The organism is Bosea sp. OAE506, from assembly GCF_040546595.1.
Classification (GTDB): Bacteria; Pseudomonadota; Alphaproteobacteria; order Rhizobiales; family Beijerinckiaceae; genus Allobosea.
In genome coordinates this window covers 3,549,683-3,565,296 of sequence record NZ_JBEPOB010000001.1, presented here as the reverse complement: position 1 = coordinate 3,565,296, position 15,614 = coordinate 3,549,683, and the positions used below count along the sequence as shown (strand labels likewise).

Genomic DNA, 15,614 nt, shown 5'->3' with positions numbered 1-15,614 from the left:
GTTCCGGCTCGTCTGAAAGGGTGGTTCAGGCTTCGTCCTGCGCCATCTGTCGCAGCGCGAAGCGCTGCAGCTTGCCGCTCGCGGTCTTCGGCAGGGCCGTGACAAAGTCGATGGCGCGGGGATATTTGTAGGGCGCGATAGCGGCCTTCACATGGTCCTGCAAGGTCTTGAGCATCGCCGCGTCGCCGACCACGCCCTCGCGCAGCACGACATAGGCCTTCACGATGTGGCCGCGCTCGGGGCAGGGCGCGCCGACCACACCACACTCCATCACGTCGGGATGGGCGAGCAGGCAGGCCTCCACCTCCGGGCCGGCGATGTTGTAGCCGGACGAGACGATCATGTCGTCGGAACGCGCCTGGTACCAGAAATAGCCGTCCGCATCGCGGATATAGGTGTCGCCGGTGACATTCCAGCCGTCCTGGACGTAAGCCTTCTGGCGCGCATCGGCGAGATAGCGGCAGCCGATCGGCCCGCGCACGGCGAGCCGGCCCGGCGTGCCGTCAGGCACGTCGCGACCCTCGGGATCGATGATCTTCGCCTCATAGCCCGGCACCGGAAGTCCGGTCGAACCCGGGCGGATGGCCTCCAGCGGCGCCGCGATGAAGATGTGCAGCATCTCGGTGGCGCCGATGCCGTCCATCAGTTTGAGGCCCGTCTTGGCCAGCCAGGCGTCGAAGACGGGCTTGGGCAGGGTCTCGCCGGCCGAGACGCAGATGCGCAGAGATGAGATGTCGCGCCCGTCGAGCTTGTCGAGCACGGCGCGATAGGCCGTCGGCGCGGTGAAGATCACGCTCGCCTTGTGCCGCTCGATGGCGTCGAGCAGGTCGGCGGGCGCCGTCCTGTCGGGCAGCACGGCCGCCGCGCCGATCCAAAAGGGGAACAGCACGATGCCGCCGAGCCCGAAGGTGAAGGCGAGCGGCGCCGAGCCGATGAAGCGGTCCTCGGGCGAGGCCTTCAGCACCTTCGCGGCATAGGTGTCGCAGATCACCAGCAGATCGCGCTGGAAATGCATCGTGCCCTTGGGCTCGCCGGTGGTGCCCGAGGTGAAGCCGATCAGGCAGACATCGTCGCTGGCGGTGTCCACCGCCTCGAAGCGGTCATAGCCCGGCTGCGCCATCAGCGTCTCGAGCTCGCAGCCCTCCGCGCCGAAGGCGACGATGCGCGCGAGCTCCGGCACCTGGCGCTGGGCGCCCTCCAGCTCGGCCATCAGGCGGTGGTCGCACAGCGCCAGCGCGATCTTGGCCTTGCGCAGCGGATAGACCAGCTCACCCGCCCGCAGCATCGGCATGGTCGCGACGACGACTCCGCCCGCCTTGATCACGGCGAGATAGGCCGCGACCATCATCGGCGTGTTGGCCGCACGCAGCAGCACGCGATGGCCCGCCACCAGCCCGAGATCGCGCGTCAGCACATGGGCGATGCGGTCGATCCGCTCGGCGAGGTCGCGATAGCTCCAGGTGAAGTGGTCGCCGATGATCGCCGGCCGGTCGCCGCGCCCCTGCGCGACATGCTCGTCGACCAGAACGCTGACCGCGTTCAGCCGCTCCGGATAGCTCAGCCCGGCCCCGGCGAGGTCGATCGCCGGCCATTGCTCCGGCGGTGGCAGGTTGTCGCGCGGAAAACTGTCGATATGGCCGGAGCGCAGGAATGTCATGGCCGTCACCCTCGTCGTATCAGCTCTTGGCCTTGAGGAGGTCGCGCGCGATCACGACCTTCTGGACTTCCGAGGCGCCCTCGTAGATCCGCAGCGCCCGGATCTCCCGGTACAGTTCCTCCACCTTGACGCCCTTGGTGACGCCCAAGCCCCCATGAATCTGGACGGCCCGGTCGATCACCCTCTGGGCGTTCTCTGTCGCGACGAGTTTGGCGAGCGCGGCCTCGCGGGTGACGCGCGCCGCCCCGCGATCCTTGGTCCAGGCGGCGCGGTAGACCAGCAGAGCGGCGGCGTCGACCTCGGCCGCGCTGTCGGCGATGGCGGCCTGGCTGAGCTGCAGATCGCCCAGCGTGCCACCGAAGAGCTTGCGCGCGTTCGCATGGGAGATCGTCTCGTGCAGCGCCCGCCGCGCGAGGCCCAGCGCCGCGGCGCCGACCGTCGAGCGGAAGATGTCGAGCGTCGCCATCGCGACCTTGAACCCGTCGCCGGGTCCACCGATCCGGTTCTCGACCGGCACGCGACAGGCCTCGAACCGCAGCGTCGCCAGCGGGTGCGGTGCGATCACCTCGATGCGCTCGGTGACGCTGAAGCCCGGTGTGTCCGCATCGACCAAAAAGGCCGACAGCCCGCGCGCGCCCGGCGCCTCGCCGGTGCGGGCAAAGATGACGTAGTGGTCGGCGATGCCGCCATTGGAGATCCAGCTCTTCTCGCCGTCGATCCGGACATGGCCGTTGCCGTCGGGCGTGGCGGTGGTCGCCATCGCTGCGACATCGGAGCCGGCCTCCTTCTCGGACAGGGCGAAAGCGGCGATCCGCGCCCCCTCGCAGACGCCGGGCAGGATACGCTGCTTCAGTGCCTCCGAGCCTGCGACCGTGATCGCCCCGGTGCCGAGCCCCTGCATCGCGAAGGAAAAATCCGCCAGCCCGTCGCGCGCTGCCAGGATCTCACGGGCGAGGCAGAGCGTGCGCACGTCGAGCGTCGGGTTCAGCCCGCCATAGGCCTCCGGCACCACCGCTCGGAGAAAGCCGCCCTCGCCGAGAGCCGTGACACGCGCCCGGCAGGCGGCGTCGACATCGTCATGCGGCAGGCCGGGCAGGGTGGCGTCGGCCCAGGCCGAAAGCTCGGCGGCAAAGCGACGGTGCCGGTCCTCGAAGAACGGCCAGTCGAGCGTGTCGCCAAGGATGCCCTGGAGATGAGTACCGTCGAGGTTCGTCGCAGCCATCTCAGTTGCCCTCGAAGACCGGCTTCTGCTTGTTGGCGAAGGCGTGGTAGGCGCGGGCGAAATCCTCGGTCTGCATGCACAGCGCCTGCGCCACGGCTTCGGCCTCGATCGCGCTCTCGACCGACATCGCCCATTCCATCTCGAGCATGCGCTTGGTCATGGCGTTGGCGAAGGTCGGCCCATCCCCGAGTTCGGCCGCCAGCGCCTGCGCCTCGGCGAGTACCGCCTCCTTCGCGACCAGCCGGTTCAGGAAGCCCCAGCGCTCGGCCTCCTCGCCGCGCAGGGTCCGGCCGGTGTAGAGCAGCTCCGCCGCGCGGCCCTGGCCGATGATCCGGGGCAGCATCGCGCAGGCGCCCATGTCGCAGCCGGCGAGCCCAACGCGGTTGAACAGGAAGGCGATCTTGCTCTCCGCGGTGCCGAGCCGCAGATCCGACGCCATGGCGATGATCGCGCCGGCCCCGGCGCAGACGCCGTCGATCGCGGCGATGATCGGCTGCGGGCAGGCGCGGATCGCCTTGACCAGATCGCCCGTCATCCGGGTGAACTTCAGCAGCTCCTTGGTCTCCATTGCGACGAGCGGGCCGATGATCTCGAAGACGTCGCCGCCGGAGGAGAAATTGCCGCCCGCGCCCGTCACCACGATCGCCTTGACGTCCTCTTCCTTCTGCGCGGCGAGGAAGAAATCGGTGAGTTCGCGGTAGCTTGCGAAGGTCAGCGGATTCTTTTTCTCAGGCCGGTTCAGCGTCACCGTCGCGACCTTGCCGGCGACGGAGAGCGCGAAATGCTGCGGCTGGAAGCCCGCGAGCGGCAGGGTCGTGGCATTGGCCGGCATGGTCACGAGGCATCTCCCTTGCCGGAATCGTCCGGCTTGCTGGCGTCCTGCGCCCGGGCCGCGATCGCGCGGTGCAGCGAGCCCTTGGTCTGTCCGAGCAGGCGAAAGAGCTGCGCCAGCTCCGGCTGGTCGAGCCCCGCGAAGAGTTCGGCGATCCAGCCCTCATGGCGCTCCGCCATCGCCTTGAAGGCCTTGCGGCCCTGTGCCGTCAGCGTCAGCACCTGCACGCGCCGGTCCTGCGTGGCGGCGCGCTTGTCGACGAGCCCGTCGGCCAGGAGCCCGGCAACGACGGCCGTGACGTTGCCGTTCGAGACCATCAGCCGCTGCGACACCTCGCCGACCGTCATGCCGGTGCTCGACTTGTCGAGCTGCGCCATCAGATCGAAGCGCGGCAGTGTCGTCTTGAACTCCTCGCGCAGCCGGTTGCGGATCTCTGTCTCGATCAGCGTCGAGCAGGTCAGCATCCGCAGCCAGAGTCGCAACTCGTCCTTGTGGTCGCCGGGCCGCTCGCTCGCCTTGGTCTCGCGGTCGAGCATCAGGCCCTGCAGGATGCTCTCCATCGCCTAGAACTCCCCGCCATTGATCGTCAGGGACTGGCCGGTCACCGAGCCGCTGGCCGGTCCGCAGAGATAGAGCACCGCCTGCGCGATCTCGTCGGGCGCAATCAGCCGCCCCTGCGGATTGTCCTTGACCATTCCCGCCAGCGCCTGCTCGCGGCTGACACCGGTTTTGGTGACGATGGCGTCGAGCCCGCTCGCCACCATATCCGTATCGGCATAGCCGGGGCTGACCGCGTTGACAGTCACGCCGCTGCGCGCCGTCTCCAGCGCCAGCGACTTCACCAGCCCGATCACCGCGTGTTTGGCCGCGACATAGGCCGAAACGTAAGCATAGCCGCGATGCCCGGCGGTCGAGCCGATCGCGATGAGCCGCCCATGCCCGCGCTCGACCATGCCGGGCAGGGTGCCGTGGAACAGGTTCACGGTACCGATCAGGTTGATCTCGGTCATCCGGCGGAAGCGCTCGGCCGGGCTGCGCAGGAAGGAGCCGGTCTCGACGGCACCCGCATTGGCGACGGCGATGTCGATCGGCTGGTCGGCGGCCAGCTTCGCCAGCGCCTGCGCCATAGCGGCCGCGTCGGTGACGTCGCAGGCGGCATGGACATCGGCGTCGCCCGCTGCACAGGCCGCGGCCAGCGCCGCCGCGTCGCGACCGATGATGGAGACGCGCGCGCCCTCGCGGCGCAAGCGCGAGGCAATGGCGCGGCCGATCCCGCGCCCTCCACCCGTCACCACTGCGTGCCGCCCTGAAAGGAGCATCCGATCCGCCTCCCGATGCGACAATCTATTTTAGGTCTAAAGCATTTTGCAAGCGGGTGTGAAAAGCCGCTCCCCATGCGTTCTGGCTTCACGGAATGCGCGCTTCAGCCACGATATGACGTTGACCGCCGGCTGCGTCACTTGATCTCGCTCAAGGCGACGGAAGCGGTCTTGAGCAAAAATTATTTCAGACCTAAAATAATTTTCGAACGGTTGGGGAGAGGGGCTTCGGATGCGTATCGCGGTGGTCGGCGGCGGGCCTGCGGGGCTCTATTTCGCGCTCCTGATGAAGCGGGACTGGCCGGATCTCGAGATCACGGTCTTCGAGCGTAACCAGCCGGACGACACCTTCGGCTTCGGCGTCGTCTTCTCCGACCAGACGCTCGACATCTTCAAGGCCGCCGACGAGGCAAGCTATGCCGCGATCCGCGACAATTTCGCATACTGGGACGACATCGAGGTCCATTTCAAGGACAGCGTCCACCGCGTCTCCGGCAACGGCTTCTGCGGCTGCTCGCGCCGCTCGCTTCTGCTGCTGGTGCAGGCGCGGGCCCGCCAGCTCGGCGTGGAGCTGCGCTTCGGCGAGGAGGCGGCCGACATCGAGACGCTGAAGGCGAATTACGATCTCGTCGTCGCCTCGGACGGCATCAACAGCCGCATCCGCGAGGGCTGGCGCGACCGCTTCCAGCCGGAGGTCGATCTGCGGCCGAACCACTTCACCTGGATGGGCTCGACGCGCCCCTTCGACGCCTTCACCTTCTTCTTCAAGGAGACGCCGCACGGCGTCTTTATCGCCCATTGCTACCAGTACGAGGCCGGCCGCTCGACCTGGGTGCTGGAAACGGACCCCGAGACCTTCCAGAAAGCCGGCCTTGGCGCGATGGACGAGGCTGAGTCGGCCGCTTTCCTCGAAGGCGTCTTCGCCGAGGAGCTGCAGGGCCACAAGCTGATCACCAACCGCTCGCTCTGGCGCAACTTCCCGATGATCCGCTGCCGCAACTGGGTGGTCGAGAACGTCGTGCTGATCGGCGATGCCAAGGCCACGGCGCATTTCTCGATCGGCTCGGGCACCAAGCTGGCGATGGAGGATGCGATCGGCCTGCACAAGGCTTTCCACAAGGCCGGCCTCAAGGTCGATGACGCGCTCGCCCTGTACGAGCGCAGCCGCCGCGAGGAGGTCGAGAAGACGCAACACGCCGCGGATGTCTCGCTGGTCTGGTTCGAGCAGCTCGGCCGCTTCTGGGATTTCGATCCGCTGCGCTTCGCCTTCGGCTTGATGACCCGCTCCAAGGCGATCACCTATGACAATCTCGCGCTGCGCGCGCCCGCTATGGTCGCCGCCGTCGACGAGATGGTCGCGGGCCAACTCGGCCCGCTCGCCCGCCGCCGCAAGGATGGGAGCGCCGTGCCGCCGGCCTTCCAGCCGCTGAAGCTGCGCGACGTCACGCTGGAGAACCGCCTGGTGCTCGCGCCGATGTGCCAGTATTCGGCGGAAGACGGCGTGCCGGGCGACTGGCATCTGATGCATTACGGCTCGCGCGCCATCGGTGGGCCCGGCCTGATCTTCACCGAGATGACCTGCGTCTCGGCGGACGCCCGAATCACGCCCGGCTGCGCCGGTCTCTACACCGATGCTCAGGAGGCGGCCTGGACCCGCATCGTCGGCTTCGTCCACGCCAACTCCGCCGCCAAGCTCTGCCTCCAACTCGGCCATGCCGGGCGAAAAGGGGCGACCAAGCTGATGTGGGAGGGCATGGACCGTCCGCTCGCGGAGGGCGCCTGGCCGATCATCTCAGCCTCCGCCTTGCCCTATTATCCCGAGAGCCAAGTGCCCCGCGAGATGACGCGGGCCGATATGGACCGGGTCAAGGCAGAGTTCGTGGCCGCGGCCGAACGCGGCGCGCGTGCCGGCTTCGACATGCTCGAGCTCCACTGCGCCCATGGCTACCTGCTGGCGAGCTTCCTCTCGCCGCTGACCAACCGCCGCGGCGATGAATACGGCGGCTCGATCGAGAACCGGCTGCGCTATCCGCTGGAGGTGTTCCGCGCGCTGCGCGAGATCTGGCCGCGCGAAAAGCCGATGTCGGTGCGCATCTCCGCGACCGACTGGGCGCAGGGCGGCCTCTCGGCTGAGGATGCGGTTGCCATCGCGGAGGCTTTTGGCGCCGAGGGCTGCGATCTCGTCGACGTCTCGACCGGCCAGACCGTGCGCGAGTCGCGCCCCGTCTATGGCCGTATGTTCCAGACGCCGTTCTCGGACCAGATCCGCAACGAGGCCCGCGTCGCCACCATGTGCGTCGGCAACATCACGACGGCCGATCAGGCCAACACGATCGTCGCCTCGGGCCGGGCCGATCTCGTCGCGCTCGGGCGCCCGCATCTGTCTGACCCGTCGTTCGTGCTGCGCTCGGCCGCCTGGTACGGCGTCGATCTGATGCAGCCGGTTCAGTATGGGCCGGGCAAGGACCAGCTCCTGCGCAACACGCCACGCGAGCGCCAGGACCTCGAAGCGCTCAAGCTCAAGGCGAAGCCGACCCGCCATGCGCTGAGCCCGTGACGCCGCGCGGCGGCATCCGCCGCCGCCGGAACATCCGGCCTGCCGCAGGGTTGCCTGATCCGATGCCCGCAAGCCGCGCGGGAAAGGAAAGGGTTATCCGATGCTTCGCTCGCTTCCGGGCCTCGCGCTCGCCGCCGTTCTCTCGGTCCTGACGACCGCTGCCCTCGCGCAGCCGCAGGGCCAGACCACGACAAAGCCCGAGGCGCCGGCAGAGGCGAAGGCCAGCGGCGGTCTCGGCCCGGTGATCACGAACCCCACGGAAATCGACAAGGGCCAGAACATGATCCTGCCGAACGCGGGTGTTTCGCACCCGTCTGCGGCGCCGACGATGGTCTATGACTGCAAGAACAGGCCGCAGGACTGCACGACCCCGACCAATCCCGGCGACAAGGTCGATCTCCCCGACACCTCCGCCGCTCCCCCGGCCCCGAAGCCCTGACACGACCGGTGACGGCAGCGACGGTCATTGCGTCCGGGCAATGAAGACATTGCCCGGAGCACGGTTCCGTTGCGCGTCATGCACGCTATCTCTGTCGCAACGGCCGGGCGTCCTGCCCGGCACACCAGAGAGGGCGCCATGAAGCTCACCGGAATTCACCACGTCACCGCCATCTCGGCCGACGCGCCGGGCAACCGCCGCTTCTATGTCGAGACGCTGGGCATGCGCCTGGTCAAGAAGACGGTGAACCAGGACGACACCTCGGCCTACCACCCTGTTCTATGCCGATGGCGCAGGCTCGCCCGGCACCGACCTGACCTTCTTCGACTGGCCGGCCCCGCCCGCCCGCCGTGGCACCCATTCGATCGTCCGCACCTCGTTGCGGGTCGCCGACGAGACCTCGCTCAACTGGTGGCGCGAGCGCCTGACGGCCGCCGGCGTCGCGGTCTCGCCCGTCCGCACCATCAACGGCCGCTCGGCTGTCGATTTCGAGGACCCCGAAGGACAGCGCCTGACGCTGCTCGCCGATGGCGGTGCGATTCCCTTCGTCGTCTGGGAGAAGAGCCCGGTCCCGGCCGAGCATCAGATCCGCGGCCTCGGCCCTGTCACGATCTCCGTGCCGAAGCTGGAGCGCACCGAAGTCGTGCTGACGCAGCTTCTGGGGCTGGAGCGAATCGGCAGCTATCGCGATGCGGCCCATGCCACCGGCGAGATCCATGTCTTCAAGATCGGGGAGGGCGGCCCGGCGGCCGAGCTCCATGTCGCGGTCGAGCCGGACCTGCCGCAGGCGCGGGAAGGGGCGGGCGGTGTCCACCATCTCGCACTGCGCACGCCGACCTTCGCCGATTACGACGCCTGGGCGGAGCGCCTGCGCGCGGCCGGCTATCCCAACAGCGGGCCGGTCGATCGCTTCTATTTCCGCTCGCTCTACCTGCGCGAGCCGAACGGGATCCTGATCGAGATCGCGACCGACGAGCCCGGTTTCGCGACCGACGAGCCGGCCGAGACGATGGGCGAGGCGCTCTCCCTGCCGCCCTTCCTGGAAGGCAAGCGCGCGCAGATCGAGGCTGGGCTGAAGCCGCTCTGAAGCACGGCTTCGGTCACATCTTCACACCGTCACGGGGCGGGCCGGGCAGCCGGCCCGCCCCGCTGGTTTTTGTCGCAATCACCGGATGCCTTTCACCCCGCCTTAACCAAGACCGCCTCTACTCGATCCAGGCCGCTCTGCCGGTCCGTGCCGTCCTGTCGTGGCGGCGCTTGTGTGTTGCGTCGGGTCGAGAGCGTGCGGAATGTCGGGTCAGGGCTACAGGCTGCGCAGAGCGCCGCGAACCCGCTACCGGGTCGGTCACAACATCTTCCTGCAGATGGCCGCCATCGTCGTCGCCTGCGGCGTCGGCTATGTCGCGCTCGATCCCGGTCATGAGGCGCAGCGCCCCGCCCCGGCGACGCCCCAGCGCGACGTCATGGTGACCGGCTCTCTCGCCGCATCGTCGACGGCCTATCGCGACCTACTGAAGCCGGGCTTCGCTCTTGGAACCACGCCCTCGGCCTTCGGCGCCCAGGCTCCGCTGCAGGCTGGCCTCCAGCGCAGTGAGACGCCGGTCCAGACCGCCCGTCTGCCGGTTGCTGCCGAGCCCGCCGTCGTCGCCGCCCTGCCGCCCACTGCTGTGGCTGCCCCACCGGCTCCGGCAATTCAGCCGGCTCCTGCGGCGGTCGCATCCGTCGCGGCTCCCGCTGTCGAGTCGCAGGCTGTCTCCCGCATCCTGAAGGACGCGCCGCTGCCGGCGCCGCGCCCGGCCGAGCTGAAAGGCCCGCAGACAGCCGAGCCGCCCGCCATCGCGCTGCGCCAGCCGACCCGCCGCGCTGCCCGTGTGGCGACCGCGACCCCGGCGCCCGCCGCCGAGGACAACCGCTCCTTCTTCGAAAAGCTCTTCGGCGCGGCGCCGCAGGCCAAGGGGCCGGCCATGGCCTATGCCGCGCCGGAAGACGACGCGGTCGATCGCTCGCGCGGCCGTCGCCTCAGCCCCTCCTTCGGCCCCGCACCCGGCGCCGCACAGGGCACGGCGATCTACGACATCAGCGCCAAGACCGTGTACATGCCCAATGGCGAGAAGCTGGAGGCCCATTCCGGCCTCGGCGACAAGATGGACGATCCTCGATACGTTCATGTCCGGATGCACGGCGCAACACCGCCGCACACCTACACACTGACCGAGCGCGAGGCGCTGTTCCACGGGCATCGCGCCCTGCGGCTCCATCCCGTCGGCGGCAGCAGCGCGATCTATGGCCGCGCCGGCCTGCTGACCCATCCCTATCTGCTCGGGCCGAACGGCGATTCCAACGGCTGCGTCTCCTTCAAGGACTACGACCGCTTCCTGCAGGCCTATCTGCGCGGTGAGGTCAGGCGCCTCGTCGTCGTCGCCAGCATGCGCGACGCGCCGACCTCGCTGATCGCCTCGCGTTGACGCGGAGGTGAGCGGCGCGTGATCGGCGCTTGCGGAACGATGGGGGCAGCCGAGGGGTTTGGCCCCATCGATCCACAGGGAGACCGCCGATGACCCGTTCCGCGACCGTACCCCTCGCCTCGCGCCGCCATCTGCTGGCGGGCGCCGCCTTCCTCGCCTCGATGGCCGCCCTGCCTGGTCTGGCCCATCATGGCTGGGCCTGGGCCGAGGGCGAGCAGATGGAGCTGAAGGGCAAGATCCGGACGATCTCGATGGCGCCGCCCCATCCGATGCTGATGGTGACCGCCGAGGACGGCACGGAGTGGCAGGTCGATCTCGGCAACCCCAACCAGACCGCGCGCTCCGGCTTCACCGGCGAGACGGCCAGGCCCGGGGACGCCATCACCGCGCTTGGCAACCGCCATCTCGACAAGAGCAAGGCGCATATGAAGGCGGTGCGCATCGTCATCGCCGGCAATAACTACGACATGTATCCGGAGCGCATCCGTACCAACTGAGGCCGCATGGAAGTCCTTGCCGCTCTCGGACACTGGCCCGGCGCCGTGCTGCTCAAGCAGAGCGGCACGGCCTATCTCCTCGTCAACGCCAGCCACATTCTCGGCATCGCCCTGCTGATCGGCGCGATCCTGCCGCTCGATTTGCGGCTGCTCGGGTTCTTCCGCAGCGTGCCGGTCAACGTGCTCCCGCCGGTGCTGTCGCGCATCGCAGCCTGCGGGCTGGGTCTCGCCCTGTTGACGGGGGCCTGGCTGTTTACCGTGCGGCCGGTCGAATACGCCGGCAACGCCGCCTTCCTCTGGAAACTCGGCCTGCTCGCATTGGCGTTCGCCAACATCGCCCTGCAGCATCGCAGCGCGGCCTATGGCCGCGCGCTCGCAGGTGACATCACCGCGGCGGTGCGCTGGCGCGCAGCCGCCTCGGTCACGCTCTGGCCCGGCGTGCTGCTGGCGGGGCGCTGGATCGGCTTTCTCTGACCGGCCCCGCCGCCCCGGAAGCCTCAGCCCTTGGCGGCGGCCTTCGCTTTGGTCGCCGCGGCCTTCGGCTTCGCGGCGGCGGTCTTCGCCCCCGCTTTCGCAGCCGGCTTGGCCGCCGGCTTCTTCGCTGGCGCCTTGGCGGCCTTGGCCTTGCCAGGTCCCTTGACGCCGCTCGACTCGGCCTTGGCGTTGACGAGTTCCACCGCCTGTTCGAGCGTGATCGCCTCCTGCGTCAGCGCCTTCGGCAGCGTCGCATTGACCTTGCCCCAGTTGACGTAAGGCCCGTATTTGCCGGCCCGCACCACGAGCTTGCCACCGCCAGGATGCTCGCCGAGCTCGCGCCCGGGAACGGCCGCGCCGCGCCCGAAACGAGCACCGGGCCCGCCCGTTTCCTTGGCGACGATGAGGTCGATCGCGCGGTTGCCGCCGATCTGAAGGATGTCGTCGTCCTTGTCGATATTGGCGTAGGTCTTGCCGTGCTGGACGTAAGGCCCGTAGCGGCCGATGCCGGCCAGGATCGGCTCGCCGCTCTCGGGATGCCTCGCGACCTCCTTGGGCAGCGCAAGCAAAGCGAGCGCCGTCGCAAGGTCGACGCTGCCCGGGCTCATGCCCTTGGGCAGGCTGGAGCGCTTGGGCTTCTCGCCTTCGCCGAGCTGGATATACGGGCCGAAGCGCCCGTCGCGGATCGTGACCTCGGTCTCCGTCACCGGGTCCTTGCCGAGAATGCGCACGCCCGGCGCGCCGGTGCCGCCCTCGGCGGTCGCCTCGCCGTCGGCGGCGGAGACGGTCAGCGGCCGGGTGTAGCGGCACTCTGGGTAGTTCGAGCAGCCGACGAAGGCGCCGAATTTGCCGAGCTTCAGCGACAATGTGCCGGTGCCGCAGACCTGGCAGGAGCGCGGATCGCCGCCATCCTCCCGCTGCGGGAAGACATGGGGGCCGAGCACGCCGTTCAGCGCCTCCAGCACCTCGGTGACGCGCAGATCCTTGGTGTCGCCGATCGACTTGGTGAATTCCTCCCAGAATTCGCGCAGCAGCACCTTCCAGTCGATCTCGGCATTCGAGACGCGGTCGAGCTTCTCTTCGAGCAGGGCGGTGAAGTCGAAGGCGACATAGCGGTTGAAGAAGCTCTCCAGGAACGCCGTCACCAGCATGCCCTTGTCCTCGGGGACGAGGCGCTTCTTCTCGATGCGGACATATTCGCGGTCGCGCAGCGTAGACAGCGTCGCGGCATAGGTCGACGGACGGCCGATGCCGAGCTCTTCCATGCGCTTGACCAGGCTGGCCTCCGAATAGCGCGGCGGCGGCTCGGTGAAGTGCTGGTCGGCCGCAATGGCGCGCTTCTCGAGGCTGTCGCCGGTCTTCATCACCGGAAGCTTCTTGGAGTCCTCGTCCTCCTCGTCGTCGCGGCTCTCCTGGTAGAGCGTCAGGAAGCCGTCGAAGAGCGTGACCTGGCCAGTGGCACGCAGCTCGAGGTCGCGCCCGGCGACCATGGCCGCGATGTCGACCGTGGTGCGCTCGAGCGAGGCCGATTCCATCTGGCTGGCGATGGTGCGCTTCCAGATCAGCTCGTAGAGCTTGGCCTGCTCGGGCTCGAGATGGCGCGCGACCATGGCCGGCAGACGGCCGAGATCGGTCGGGCGGATGGCCTCGTGGGCCTCCTGCGCGTTCTTGGCCTTGACCGTATACTTGCGCGGCACGTCCGGCACATAGGCGTCGCCGAACTCCTTGCCGATGACGCGGCGCGCCGCGGTGATGGCCGACCCGTCCATGTCGACGCCGTCGGTTCGCATATAGGTGATGAGACCGACCGTCTCGCCGCCGATGTCGACACCCTCATAGAGCCGCTGCGCCAGCTGCATCGTCCGCGCCGGAGCCAGCCCGAGCTTGCGGGAGGCCTCCTGCTGCAGGGTCGAGGTCTGGAAGGGAGGGTAGGGGTGGCGCTTGACGGGCTTGGCCTCGACATTGGCGACATTGAAGGCGGCGCTCTCCAGCGACTCCTTGAAAGCCCGGGCTTCGTCGCCGGTGCCGATGTCGAGCCGGGTGATCTTCTTGCCGTCGGCGCCCACGAGGCGGGCATCGAAGACGCCGCCCGCAGCCGTCGCCAGCGTTGCGACCAGCGACCAGTATTCACGCGCCCGGAAGGCTTCGATCTCGCGCTCGCGGTCGCAGACGATGCGCAGAGCCACCGACTGCACGCGCCCCGCGGAGCGTGCGCCGGGCAGCTTGCGCCAGAGCACCGGCGAGAGGGTGAAGCCGACGAGATAGTCCAGTGCGCGGCGTGCGAGATAGGCGTCGACCAGCGCTTGGTCGACCTGGCGCGGATTGGCGAGCGCGGTCTGCACCGCGTCCTTGGTCACGGCGTTGAAGGTCACGCGCTCGACGGGAATGCCCTTCAGCGCCTTCTTGGCGTTGAGCGCCTCCAGCACATGCCACGAGATCGCCTCTCCCTCGCGGTCGGGGTCGGTTGCGAGGATCAGCTTGTCGGCGCCCTTGAGCGCCTTGACGATCTCGGAAACCTGCTTGGCGCCGCGCCCCTCGATCTCCCACTTCATCGCGAAGTCATGCTCGGGATCGACCGAGCCGTCCTTCGCGGGAAGATCGCGGATATGCCCGAAGGAGGCGATCACCTCATAGTCGGAGCCGAGATACTTGTTGATCGTCTTGGCCTTGGCCGGCGACTCGACGACGAGGAGCTTCATGATGGCGTGTCTCGGTAACGGCCTCAGCAGAGCGCGAAATCGGCCTGAAAGGCGACCTCGCGACCGGCAACGGACTAGGGCGTTCGGAATTGCGCGCGAAAGTGGTTCAGGCGGGAGGCCGTGTCAAACGCCGAATGCGGATTGCGACGTTCGGCGGCGTTTTGGGCACAAGGCCCCGGACCTCGCTGTCAGATGGGCTTGCATCGGCAGCGATCAAGGTCGCGGGTCGGGCCTGATCGAGCCCCTTCAGGCCATCGCGCCATAGAGGTGGCCCAGGAAGGCGTCGAACGACGCTCCGTCGATCCAGCGCAGCACCGCGACGAGATCGTTCTCGGGGTCGACAAGGATGATGTTGGTGCCTGCGCCCAGCGCCCAGTAGGCGCTGGCAGGGAGAGCCGGCCGGGCCGTGGGGCCGCGGTTCAGCCACCACAGGAAGCCGTAATTCGCCAGGGTCGGGGAGGGCGCGACCATCTGCGCAATCCAGTCGGCCGAGAGCAGGCTGCGGCCGCCCCATTCGCCGCCCCGTGCCATCAGCAGGCCAAAGCGGGCATGGTCGCGCGCGCCGATGAACAGGCCGCCGCCCCAATGGCCGCCGCCCGGCACGGACTGCATGCGCTGCCCGTCGATCTCGACGAAGGAATTCTCGTAGCCCTGCCACTCCCACTCGGATGAAGCGCCGATCGGGTCCATGATGCGCTCGCGCAGCACCTCGGGCAGCGGCTTGCGGAAGCGTTGCAGCAGGCACCAGCCGAGCAGGTTCACCCGCACGTCGTTGTATTCGTAGAAGCTGCCGGGCGCATGCAGCTGCCGCTTCTGGCCCTTGCGGCTGTTGTCGGCGCTGGGGCCGACCTGGCGGTTGTGGTCGACCTGGTCGGACTTGTCGAAGATCTCGCCCTGCCACTCGCTCGACTGCTGCAGCAGGTGCCGCCAGGTGATCTTGGCGTTGTGGGTGCTTGCGAAGAACGGGCCGGGCAGGCTGTGGCCCACCGGCTCGTCGAGATCGGCGATCAGCCCGTCCTGTACGGCGAGCCCCGCCAGCACGGACAGATAGCTCTTGGCGATCGAGAAGGTCATGTCGGTGCGGGTGGTGTCGCCCCATTCGGCGACGATGCGCCTGCCCTTCAGCACGAGGCCGGCCGGCCCGCCGCGCTCGCGCACGGGGCCGACGATCTCGGTCCATGGCCCGCTTTCGTTCCATTCGCGATTCCCGACATAACTTCCATCGGGGTAGAACAGGCTCTTCGGCCAGGGGCTCTCATGGGCCTGCGCGAAGGCGACTGCGGCTGCCAGTTTGGCTTCGTCGAACCCGGCCTCGGCCGGCGCGATCGTGCTCCAGGTCGAGCCATGGGCGGCGGGAACGGCGGAGGGGGACATCGGGCGGGCTCCTCGGCGCGGGCAGGGGGCGGCAGCGCCGCCAGACCCGAAGGCGTAGCGTCCTTCGTCTCGCGCCACC

General features: G+C 68.6%; 12 protein-coding genes and 1 pseudogene. 6 read left to right on the top strand and 7 right to left on the bottom strand.

Annotated elements, in window-relative coordinates; translation table 11 throughout:
• Window positions 1-25: 25 nt before the first annotated feature.
• Genes ABIE41_RS17295 through ABIE41_RS17275 form a run of 5 tightly spaced genes read right to left on the bottom strand, consistent with a single transcriptional unit; the run spans window position 26 to window position 5,030 of the window.
• Complete coding sequence (locus tag ABIE41_RS17295) at window positions 26-1,657, bottom strand: benzoate-CoA ligase family protein (RefSeq protein ID WP_192641540.1); 1,632 nt, start codon at window positions 1,655-1,657, stop codon at window positions 26-28.
• Between the two features lie 19 nt (window positions 1,658-1,676).
• The gene (locus ABIE41_RS17290) at window positions 1,677-2,879 is read right to left on the bottom strand and encodes an acyl-CoA dehydrogenase family protein (RefSeq protein ID WP_192641539.1); all 1,203 of its coding nucleotides are present in this window, start codon (window positions 2,877-2,879) and stop codon (window positions 1,677-1,679) included.
• A gap of 1 nt (window position 2,880) precedes the next feature.
• Window positions 2,881-3,717 carry an enoyl-CoA hydratase family protein gene (locus ABIE41_RS17285; protein ID WP_192641538.1) on the bottom strand — a complete coding sequence of 279 codons (837 nt, stop codon included), beginning with the start codon at window positions 3,715-3,717 and terminating at the stop codon, window positions 2,881-2,883.
• On the bottom strand, window positions 3,714-4,271 hold the full coding sequence (locus tag ABIE41_RS17280) for a MarR family winged helix-turn-helix transcriptional regulator (protein ID WP_354192622.1): 558 nt from the start codon (window positions 4,269-4,271) through the stop codon (window positions 3,714-3,716). The genes ABIE41_RS17285 and ABIE41_RS17280 overlap by 4 nt, the downstream gene beginning before the upstream one ends.
• A gap of 3 nt (window positions 4,272-4,274) precedes the next feature.
• Entirely contained in the window at window positions 4,275-5,030 is a 756-nt protein-coding gene (locus ABIE41_RS17275) for an SDR family NAD(P)-dependent oxidoreductase (protein WP_192641537.1), read from the bottom strand.
• Window positions 5,031-5,262: 232 nt separating this feature from the next.
• On the opposite strand from ABIE41_RS17275, the gene ABIE41_RS17270 reads away from it, so the two are divergent.
• The 6 genes and pseudogenes from ABIE41_RS17270 (at window position 5,263) to ABIE41_RS17245 (ending at window position 11,462) form a co-directional block, all read left to right on the top strand.
• Window positions 5,263-7,587, top strand: coding sequence for a bifunctional salicylyl-CoA 5-hydroxylase/oxidoreductase (locus tag ABIE41_RS17270; protein ID WP_192641536.1), 2,325 nt, complete (start codon window positions 5,263-5,265; stop codon window positions 7,585-7,587).
• A gap of 100 nt (window positions 7,588-7,687) precedes the next feature.
• On the top strand, window positions 7,688-8,026 hold the full coding sequence (locus tag ABIE41_RS17265) for a hypothetical protein (protein WP_192641535.1): 339 nt from the start codon (window positions 7,688-7,690) through the stop codon (window positions 8,024-8,026).
• A gap of 138 nt (window positions 8,027-8,164) precedes the next feature.
• Window positions 8,165-9,113 (top strand): annotated as a pseudogene (locus ABIE41_RS17260) (ring-cleaving dioxygenase).
• Between the two features lie 202 nt (window positions 9,114-9,315).
• The gene (locus ABIE41_RS17255; RefSeq protein ID WP_354192619.1) at window positions 9,316-10,491 is read left to right on the top strand and encodes a DUF2778 domain-containing protein; all 1,176 of its coding nucleotides are present in this window, start codon (window positions 9,316-9,318) and stop codon (window positions 10,489-10,491) included.
• 89 nt (window positions 10,492-10,580) lie between these two features.
• Complete coding sequence (locus tag ABIE41_RS17250) at window positions 10,581-10,988, top strand: DUF6152 family protein (protein ID WP_192641533.1); 408 nt, start codon at window positions 10,581-10,583, stop codon at window positions 10,986-10,988.
• Between the two features lie 6 nt (window positions 10,989-10,994).
• On the top strand, window positions 10,995-11,462 hold the full coding sequence (locus ABIE41_RS17245; RefSeq protein WP_192641532.1) for a DUF6644 family protein: 468 nt from the start codon (window positions 10,995-10,997) through the stop codon (window positions 11,460-11,462).
• Between the two features lie 23 nt (window positions 11,463-11,485).
• On the opposite strand, the gene topA is transcribed toward ABIE41_RS17245, so the two are convergent.
• Both topA and ABIE41_RS17235 read right to left on the bottom strand, forming a co-directional pair.
• Window positions 11,486-14,161, bottom strand: a complete 2,676-nt coding sequence (gene topA / locus ABIE41_RS17240) for a type I DNA topoisomerase (RefSeq protein WP_192641531.1) — start codon at window positions 14,159-14,161, stop codon at window positions 11,486-11,488.
• Between the two features lie 246 nt (window positions 14,162-14,407).
• Window positions 14,408-15,535, bottom strand: a complete 1,128-nt coding sequence (locus tag ABIE41_RS17235) for a serine hydrolase domain-containing protein (RefSeq protein WP_192641530.1) — start codon at window positions 15,533-15,535, stop codon at window positions 14,408-14,410.
• Window positions 15,536-15,614: the final 79 nt, after the last annotated feature.

Coding starts and splice junctions, on each gene's coding strand:
- ABIE41_RS17265 (WP_192641535.1), top strand. CDS start 7,688: ATGCTTCGCTCGCTTCCGGGCCTCGCGCTCGCCGCCGTTCTCTCGGTC.
- ABIE41_RS17270 (WP_192641536.1), top strand. CDS start 5,263: ATGCGTATCGCGGTGGTCGGCGGCGGGCCTGCGGGGCTCTATTTCGCG.
- ABIE41_RS17280 (WP_354192622.1), bottom strand. CDS start 4,271: ATGGAGAGCATCCTGCAGGGCCTGATGCTCGACCGCGAGACCAAGGCG.
- ABIE41_RS17295 (WP_192641540.1), bottom strand. CDS start 1,657: ATGACATTCCTGCGCTCCGGCCATATCGACAGTTTTCCGCGCGACAAC.
- topA (WP_192641531.1), bottom strand. CDS start 14,161: ATGAAGCTCCTCGTCGTCGAGTCGCCGGCCAAGGCCAAGACGATCAAC.
- ABIE41_RS17290 (WP_192641539.1), bottom strand. CDS start 2,879: ATGGCTGCGACGAACCTCGACGGTACTCATCTCCAGGGCATCCTTGGC.
- ABIE41_RS17275 (WP_192641537.1), bottom strand. CDS start 5,030: ATGCTCCTTTCAGGGCGGCACGCAGTGGTGACGGGTGGAGGGCGCGGG.
- ABIE41_RS17255 (WP_354192619.1), top strand. CDS start 9,316: ATGTCGGGTCAGGGCTACAGGCTGCGCAGAGCGCCGCGAACCCGCTAC.
- ABIE41_RS17250 (WP_192641533.1), top strand. CDS start 10,581: ATGACCCGTTCCGCGACCGTACCCCTCGCCTCGCGCCGCCATCTGCTG.
- ABIE41_RS17245 (WP_192641532.1), top strand. CDS start 10,995: ATGGAAGTCCTTGCCGCTCTCGGACACTGGCCCGGCGCCGTGCTGCTC.
- ABIE41_RS17235 (WP_192641530.1), bottom strand. CDS start 15,535: ATGTCCCCCTCCGCCGTTCCCGCCGCCCATGGCTCGACCTGGAGCACG.